Raw genomic sequence first — 8,911 nt, forward strand, 5'->3', positions numbered from 1 at the left:
TCTGCCAGCTTCTTATCCCAAAATGCCTTGGCTTCCGTGTCATCCGTAGGCACTTCATTCCCGTTAGAGTACCAGTTGGCAAACAAAATACCGAGTACTTTGGAACCGTCCGGGCCTTCCCAAATCAGTTCGGAGAATGATGACTCATAGTCGCCGTCCGATACCATGTTGTTGAATCCAGTTGGCTTCACACCACGTCCGAAGAACGCATTGGTGATGCCTGATTGCAACATAAGCTGCGGAGTTTGTCCCACTAGACCAAACGTATCAGGGAAATATCCGATCTTGGAAGGCTCGCCGTAACGTTTGGAATCCTGATGCCCGATCTGCATGTTACGTACGTTCGCTTCTCCACTCGTCAAGAATGCATCCTGCAAAATGTACCAAGGGCCGATCAGAATACGTCCTTCAGTAATATATTTCTCTAACCGTTCCTTGTTCTCCGGACGTACTTGGAGGTAATCTTCTAGAATGATTGTCTGTCCATCAAGATAGAAACTCTTGAATTCCGAATCCCCATCCAATTTATCCAATAATGCATCCACTAACTGGACTAGACGGACATGATGCTTCTCATAAGGTAAATACCATTCCCGATCCCAGTGCGTATGGGAAACGATATGTGCTGTTCTTTTACTAGCCATAATCCAGATTAATCCCCTTTCATTTAGCTCTTTCAATAAGTATTTCACAACTTAAGACTAACTCATATTAGAGACCATATATACATGTAAATTTGCCATTTGAAAGCCATTACAACTAAGCATGATATTCTTTCAATATAGACTATGAAGCTCCACTAAAATAAGGAGGCAAATTAAACACACCCTAGTAAAAATTAAAGAAAATATACAAACAAGCGCCTTCTCCCTCAATATATCATTAAGTAGAGAAGGCGCTAACATCACAAATGATTATTTCTGTGCTGCTTTCCACTCATCAAATTGTTTCTGAGCTTCAGCAAGGACTTTATCAATACCTGCATCCTTGAATTTTTGAATCGCCTTAGGTAGATACTCATCAGGATCAACAGAGCCTGTATACAGTGAAGGAATAAATTCCTTAGCTACGTTAGTTACCGAAGCTACTTCTGTCTTTACCTTGCTAGTATCAAAGTTGAAACCAAATGTAGGTGCGACAACTCCTGAGGCATTAAATTCCTCGAAAGAAGACCATTTGTCTTCAGGATCTCCATCATGCAAACTAGTTAAGAACATGTTGCCCAATGCGAAACCAGGCATTGCATATCTTTCTTGCATGGCAGGTAGGTCTTCAATATAATCGCCATCTAACTTCTTATAATGTTCGCCTTCAATTCCGTACTGAATCAAGTTACGAAGATATTTATCTGTGTTCAACAAGTTCAAGAACATCATTGAACGTTCAGGATTCTTTGAATAGGAAGAGATCGCTAGCATAGAACCTGCGGCAGAGCTTGTATAAATAACTGGGTCCTGCATTGGTCTAGTTACAATATCATAACCGGCATTTCTTGACCAACCTAACTCCGCATAAGGCTGAGTGATTTCTCTGTCTACCAACCACTTACCTGTCTTGATGTTATCAATACCATCCAGTGTTGCTACATCTTCACGGACATAACCCGCTTTATAGTATTTACGCATAGTGGACAATGCTGATTTCAGTTCAGGGGACTCCAAAATATTTACGAATTTGTAGTCCTTAGTATCAAGGTACATACCTAATGGAATTTCATCACCCAATAAGAAGTCAAACGGCATATAAGGTTTGAAGCTTTTTGGAACAGCTAGAGGAGTAATATCCGATGTTTCATTATCTTTAATCACTTTCAAGAGCGGTTCCAAATCCTCCAAGGTAGTTACCTTGGAAATATCCAAATTGTATTTATCTACATACTTTTTATTGAAGCGCCATACGAATTGTTGTGCCAATTCCTTATTAGCTGGAACACCATAGTTGACACCATTAACTTTGGTACCTTCCAGGAAACGTGGATCCAATACTTCCTTGATTCCTTGCCCGTAATTATCCAGTAGATCATTTAAAGGCATGAAAACACCTTTTGATGCATTTGGTAAATAATCGAATGCCCATGAACTAGTAAAGGCGATATCATAGTCCTCACCTGAGCTTGTAATAACCTGCATGCGTTGGCTATAGTCGCCCCAGTCGATCATAGAAATACTTAGTGTAGTGTTAATCTTATCCTTCAAGTATTTATTAATTTCTTCCTGTACCTTTGGTAGATCCTTCTGGTTTGGTCCGATCAAGTACATTTTAAGGTTAACAGGATCTAGCTTGGAAATATCAACGGTGCCATCACTTTTAATCGCCTCAGACTCCTTAGCTGGCTCATTGTTCCCTTTGGACCCACAACCTGCAAGGACAGCAGATAATAATAGAATTAAGGTAAGCGACAACAAGGAAACTTTTTTGCTTTTGCTCTTGTTCATGTTCTTTCCCCCTGGAGTGTTTTTTTAAACAAATATATTGATTCCGCTTACAAATAAGAGGGTTATGCAACATTCTAAGCGGTAACCCACAGCGCATATGGATTGACTAGCATATCATCTCACCCTAATTCATATGTGCTTGAAGTCACTCGACTAGAAACATGCATAATCTAGACAGTGTAATTCTTTCTCCTCTTCATGTACCGCGGTTACAACCTAATTGAAAGAAATTATTCCAAATCTGATTAACCTTTAACCGAACCTACAGTCAACCCTTGAACAAAATAACGTTGGAAGAAAGGGTACGCCATAACAATCGGTAAAGTTGCCAATACTACCATCGCCATTCGCACCGTCTCTGTAGGAAGATTCGCAATCGCATCGTAGGAACCAATGTTATGGGCATTTTTCGAAAGAAAGTCCATATTCTTCTCAATCTGCATTAGCATAAACTGCAACGGAGGTATGCGCTCAGGATTGTTATAATACAACAGTGCATTAAACCAATCATTCCAATATCCCAAAGAAGCGAATAGTCCAATGGTTGCGATCCCTGGTAGGGATACAGGTAAGACTATACGGATAAAGGTAAGAATGTCACCCGCCCCATCGATCTTGGCTGATTCAATAATTTCATCAGGTATCGTTGTTTGGAAGAACGTACGCATGACAATGATTGAGAACGCACTAAGCGACAATGGGAGTATCAACGACCATAACGTATTTTGTAAGTGCAGGAATTGTGTCATTACGATATAACCTGGTACCATTCCCCCGGAGAATAACATGGTGAAGAAAGCCAAAAAACTAAAGAAACCACGGTATTCAAAACCCTTTCTCGAAACGGCGTAAGCATAAGTAGTTACTAGCGCTAAGCATAGTGCTGTACCCACCACCGTAATCACAACGGTAACTCCAAAGGAAGTTAATAGTGATTTCCCGGAATTTGCGATGTAGTCATAAGCAGCGAAGCTGAACTTACTTGGGAATAAATTAAATCCTTCCAGCACTAGTGTCTGCTCATCTGTTAACGAAATAATAATGACAAATAGGAATGGAAACACACAAGAGAAGGCGAACAACCCTATTAGAATATTAAATAATGTATTCCACAATGGAGATATGGCGTTGTAATCCGCCTTTTTCTTCTGTCTCGCTCCTACCCTTGTTCGAGCTCGAGTCGTTGTATTTGCCATAGAAAACACCTCTATTCTTTAGAAGATTGCATGATCCTTTTCAATTTTTCTAACAATATAATTCGTTATCAGAATCAGTATTAGACCCACCATAGACTGATACAAGCCAGCTGCCGTACTCATTCCAATATCGCCCATATTAATCAAACCACGATAGACAAAGGTATCAATAACGTTGGTAACCGGATACAATGCACCAGAATCCTTCGGAAGTTGATAGAATAAACCGAAGTCTGAGCGGAATATTCCCCCGATAGCTAGAATCGTCAAGATAATCATCAAGGGCTTCAGAAGCGGGATTGTAATATAGCGAATCTGCTTCCATTTCGTCGCTCCATCAATCACAGCCGCTTCATAGTAAGACTTATCAATTCCCGTAATCGAGGCTAAATAAATCACACTATTATAGCCGACGCCCTTCCATATCCCAACAAATATCAGAATGAACGGCCAGTATTTCTGCTCTGTATACCACATGATGGGCTCACCACCAAAATAGCTGATGATATGATTCAATGTTCCTTTATCCGTACTAAGAAAAGTAAAAGCAAAGTAACTTATAATAACCCACGACAAAAAGTGCGGTAAAAACATCCCCGTCTGATATAACTTAGCCATCTTTTTGTTAACCAGTTCACTGAGAATAATCGCGAATGTAACGGAGATAACCAATCCTAGAATGATCAATGCCAAATTGTATAAGATGGTATTCCGTGTAATGATGTAAGCATCATTTGTCGTGAACAGATATTCAAAGTTTTTAAAGCCCACCCATTCACTGTTTAATACACTTGCGAAAAATCCATCCCGGTGAATACGGAAATCCTTAAACGCCAGTATAGAACCAAACATAGGCAAATAGGCAAAAATCAGAAACCAAACCGTTCCGGGCAAAACCAAGAGCAACAGACCTTTATTTCGCAGTAGTTTCTTCCAAAAAGCGTTCACGCCTCACTCCCCCTTGACTGAAAACTTCTAGTAAATTAGCGTTTAGCGTTTGTTATGTTCCCCTACGATCAACAACAATTACGCTGGCAGTGAAATCCACCGCTTCTATGACGCTCGTCATTTAGTAACTTTATTGTCGCTTGTAAGCGCTATCCTCAACAAGTTGAAAAATGCTAGAAATGGATGAACAAATTAAAGAAATGGGTCTAATCGCAAAAAAACAGTAATCTGTTTTCCTTAAAACTGGAAAAAAGACTACTGTAGAATCCTTTTTATTCTGTTGCTCTGCCCGTTAGATATTTCAATTGAAGTATTATCTCGAATACATATTTCTTAACTCAGTAGGAGATACTCCAGCATATTTCTTGAATTGCCGGAAGAAATAAGAAGTATCAATATATCCTACAAGAGCAGCAATTTCTGCCGTCTTCTGCTCAGTATGCAATAGAAGCTGCGTCGCTTTCTCAATGCGATATTGATTCAAATAATCCGAGAAACTAGAGCCTACCTCTTGTTGAAATAACTGACCTAAATAGTTCGGATGTAGCTCAAGTCGCTGACTTAATGTCTTTAAGGACAATTCCTCTCTATGATGTCCCCTAATCTGTTCCATCACAAAGGATACATGGGGGCTATACTCCTGTTTGCGCTCTTGACGCCGTTCAATACTCCGAAGCACCACAGACAAGACATGCTGTCTTACACCAATCATTGTATTGATTCTAAGCAGTGGGCCTAACATTTCACTATAATCGGGATGCTTCTCCAGCTCTTTCGCCATCATCATGAGTTCAATCGCCACATTTACGAAGGATTGTCGAAGAAATCGCTCATAATGTAACGTACCACTAAGCAGAGAATCGATATATTTTTGCGTAGCTTCTATGTCACCTTCGATTAAAATTCTGCTAAACGTCTCTTGATCACACACCGGGGCGGTGGATAACTCTATCTCTGCATCCCCCTCTCGGTCATACTCTACACTCTCTCCTCCAGATATTAAACACTGTTGGAACTTGCTCTGTGCCAACTTGAAACTGGCCTGTATGCCAGCCAAGCCATGACTTACATCCCCCTCCGAGCTCCATACTGGCAATCCAACCAATGAATAGATTTGTTCGGCCATAGCTTGAATACTCCGGTCAATATAACTGAGATGCTCTTCTTCCATGAAAGTATATAAAATGACAATGTCCTCATTCATATTTGGAAAACAAATGACACCATAATTTGACCCCAACAGTTCTTTTGCCGCCATCTCACACTCACTGGCAAGACCATTCATACGGTACAATTGCGATATAGGTCTATCTTCAGAAATCACCCTAATTACTACAGTCTTATAATACTTATAATTCAATGGAATTCCCAAAAGCTGTGCCCGCTGCTTGAATTCTTGAATTTCAATCTCGCTATTAACCCAACGCTGGAGAACATTACTGCGTAAAACAGCCCACTCTTCTTCTTGTCTGAACCTATTCACCTGTTCCCGCTCCCAATCCCCACAAATATGCTTAATGGTAGACTCCAGCTCTTCAATATTAATGGGTTTGAGTATGTAATTTTCAATGCCCAAAGTAATTCCCATCTTCACATAGTGAAATTCTTCGTATCCGCTAAGCACAATAAACTTGGTACGTGGATGGATCTCTTTTACCCGTCTGATCAATTCCAAACCATTCATATTGGGCATCATAATATCTGTAATTAGTAGATCAACAGAACCCAGCTTTAATAATTGTTCCAATGCTAGCTCACCATCATTAGCTGAACCCACTACCTCTATGCCAAATTGCTCCCAGTCTGTAATTGAGTTTAACCCCTGAGCAATTAATGGTTCATCATCGACAAAAAATACTCTTTTCATATCAATATCCCTCTCTTAATGCTGGAATCTCAATTACGACCTTCGTACCTATTCCCTCTTCGCTCTGAATGGTTATACCGTACTGGTCTCCATAGGTCATTTGAATTCTTTCATGAACATTGATCAAACCAATCGATTGATTACTCTTGTCTGGAACCTGAGATGACTTAGCCAACATTGTATTAATCTCATCCAATTTCGCCAGCGAAATGCCTCTCCCGTTATCCGTTACAATAATTGAAATTACTCCTTCATTTCGAACTACATAAAGAGAAATGCAATTATTGTCTTCCAACGACCGGAAACCATGAATCGTATAATTTTCAATAATGGGCTGCACTAGCAGTTTCAAGATACTACATTCGCCGACATCCTCATCCACATGAATATCAACCTGAAGCCTGCCTTCATAACGGATTTGGAACAATTCAAGGTACAGAGAACACATCTCAATCTCTTCCCCCAAAGTAACAATCGTTCGCTTCTTCACCATACTTTTGAACATAACCGACAGACTATAAATCATCTTCCCAACATCCTTAGCCCCCATGCTATAGGCCTTCATTCGGATACTTTCGAGCGTATTATATAAAAAATGAGGCTGAATTTGTGATTGCAAGGCTACTAGCTCAGCATGTTTCTGCTTAAGTTCTGAAGTATACATTTTATCGATATATAGCTCTATCCTGTCGCACATATCATTAAATCGTTGAGAGATTTGCTGAAGTTCATCTTCACCATGTAACTTGATTCTAGTAGAAATATCACCATCACCAATGCGGTTCATAGAACGGATTATTCGCTGCACCTTTTTAGAATATCTCCGCATCATTGTTGTGGTAATCGCAAAGCTCACGATAATAAATAGTAATGTAGCTATAAATAGTTGGCTTCTCAAAGTATTCATGCTAGCGTTAATTTCCGACTTTGATACAATACCTACGACCGATAACCCATCATTCCCCATATTTAGTATATTCACTTTCGATGGCTGATCCAGTTCAACCCAATCTCCTGTATTCTGTAACTGCGATCGATAAGGGTATACCTTTCCAAAATACTCATTATTGGAGTCAAAAATAACGGTACCCTGTGCAGTCATAACTAGAACTCTCCCATTCATTACGGGAGCTCGGCTCTGCAGCCAGGCTGATATATCCGTAGAATCAAATTCAATATTTAACATTCCTATCTTCTCCAATGTCTCTGGATCCTGTAGTTCACGAGAATATGAATATAGGTTTGAGGCCTTTCCTACAACTCCTGAGTGTGAGTCGTTCTCTACGATATTCCACGGATGCAACTTTCTTTGTACAAACCAGTTCTCCCAATATGACCTGGAACCCTCTTCATATATCAACTGCTGATTATCTCTACTGATTGAGGTATAAAATTGTTTCGGATAACTATATATAGAAATACTACTTACACCTGTCTCATTCTTCATATAGCTTTTGTAGAATTCGCTAAATGAACTTGTTCGCTGAACACCAGGCCTTGTGAACTGATCCAATCGATACTCCAAATAGTCGCCATAGGAATGATTCAGAAAATAGATCATATCTGCACTCACGGAAGCGTTACCATAGATTTGCTGAATCGTCCTCTGGATGTTCTCATTTTGTGTGCCCAAATAGAAACTCAGGACCTGTGCTGTCTTCTGGTTTGCATCACGCTCTTCATGGATTACGCGTTGTAATTGATACTCGTATACCATCGTTGCAGCTGCTGCAAATAACACCATCATAACCCCAGAATAGAGCAAAATAATCTTGTTGAACATCTTTCGCTTCAGATGATTTCGGTAAAACCTGCGTATCCTAGACATCTTTCCAACCTCCAGTTAATATAAGGGGGTACTGTCTTATGTTCCTTCTATACCTAACCAAACAGAAAGCTGAACAATCAAAATAGTATACAAGAAAGAGGCTATTCTTGTCATCATTACATGACTTTGAATGCCTCTTTCTTCATTATCTTAAATTTATTTCGTTTTAATAAAGACGAAGACCTGTCGTCACAATCTCACATGGACCAACCATCATAGACAAACCACCTACGGCGTTCTTAGTTAAAGGCGGCATCGTCTCTTCCAAGATCGTTGTTTTGTAGAAGTGTTCACAAGGAATATCTGTACTTAAAGTAAGCTCTGTTTGTTCTTTGCTCATGTTGTACCAACGTAGCATGAGATCTCCACTCTCTCCGTTCATCTTCATGGAAGAGAAGGCAAGCTCAGCACTTTCCCATTTAAATGGCGTATATGCTGGAGAAATTGGTCCCTCATGAACGTCACTTTGGCATACAGTCCAAGGGATCTGGAACTGATAGCTTTCTGCATATGCGCCAGAAGTCATACCGTCACCAGTGTGTGGAATGAGCTCCATATGGACAGTGTGTTCACCAAGGCATTGTGCTTCTGGTGTAGGGAACAATCCCCAATCGCCTAGTTCTCCCACACTGCGTAG

The 8,911-nt window shown here is 40.1% G+C and carries 7 protein-coding genes; all 7 read right to left on the bottom strand.

Translation table 11 applies throughout. The features are described 5' to 3' along the window. On the bottom strand, window positions 1–644 hold a 644-nt coding region (locus IEW05_RS25435), incomplete at its 3' end, for a glycoside hydrolase family 38 N-terminal domain-containing protein (RefSeq protein ID WP_505819017.1). Window positions 645–914: 270 nt separating this feature from the next. Continuing rightward, a complete protein-coding gene (locus tag IEW05_RS25440) occupies window positions 915–2,435 on the bottom strand; it encodes an ABC transporter substrate-binding protein (RefSeq protein ID WP_188542668.1) in 1,521 nt (506 codons plus the stop codon). A gap of 245 nt (window positions 2,436–2,680) precedes the next feature. After that, a complete protein-coding gene (locus tag IEW05_RS25445; RefSeq protein ID WP_188542669.1) occupies window positions 2,681–3,631 on the bottom strand; it encodes a carbohydrate ABC transporter permease in 951 nt (316 codons plus the stop codon). Window positions 3,632–3,649: 18 nt separating this feature from the next. After that, window positions 3,650–4,579 (bottom strand): ABC transporter permease, encoded by a 930-nt coding sequence (locus IEW05_RS25450; RefSeq protein WP_188542670.1) that lies wholly within the window; start codon window positions 4,577–4,579, stop codon window positions 3,650–3,652. A 313-nt stretch (window positions 4,580–4,892) separates the two neighbouring features. Continuing rightward, window positions 4,893–6,446, bottom strand: coding sequence for a response regulator transcription factor (locus IEW05_RS25455; protein WP_188542671.1), 1,554 nt, complete (start codon window positions 6,444–6,446; stop codon window positions 4,893–4,895). 1 nt (window position 6,447) lies between these two features. Next, window positions 6,448–8,274: a sensor histidine kinase gene (locus IEW05_RS25460; RefSeq protein WP_188542672.1), complete on the bottom strand. Its 1,827-nt coding sequence runs from the start codon at window positions 8,272–8,274 to the stop codon at window positions 6,448–6,450. Between the two features lie 166 nt (window positions 8,275–8,440). Further along, on the bottom strand, window positions 8,441–8,911 hold a 471-nt coding region (locus IEW05_RS25465; protein ID WP_229753768.1), incomplete at its 5' end, for a glycosyl hydrolase-related protein.

It is taken from the genome of Paenibacillus segetis (assembly GCF_014639155.1).
GTDB classification, from domain to species: domain Bacteria; phylum Bacillota; class Bacilli; order Paenibacillales; family Paenibacillaceae; genus Fontibacillus; species Fontibacillus segetis.

What these genes read in the sequence shown, in the direction of transcription:
- IEW05_RS25440 (WP_188542668.1), bottom strand. Translation starts at nt 2,435, where the DNA reads ATGAACAAGAGCAAAAGCAAAAAAGTTTCCTTGTTGTCGCTTACCTTA.
- IEW05_RS25460 (WP_188542672.1), bottom strand. Translation starts at nt 8,274, where the DNA reads ATGTCTAGGATACGCAGGTTTTACCGAAATCATCTGAAGCGAAAGATG.
- IEW05_RS25445 (WP_188542669.1), bottom strand. Translation starts at nt 3,631, where the DNA reads ATGGCAAATACAACGACTCGAGCTCGAACAAGGGTAGGAGCGAGACAG.
- IEW05_RS25455 (WP_188542671.1), bottom strand. Translation starts at nt 6,446, where the DNA reads ATGAAAAGAGTATTTTTTGTCGATGATGAACCATTAATTGCTCAGGGG.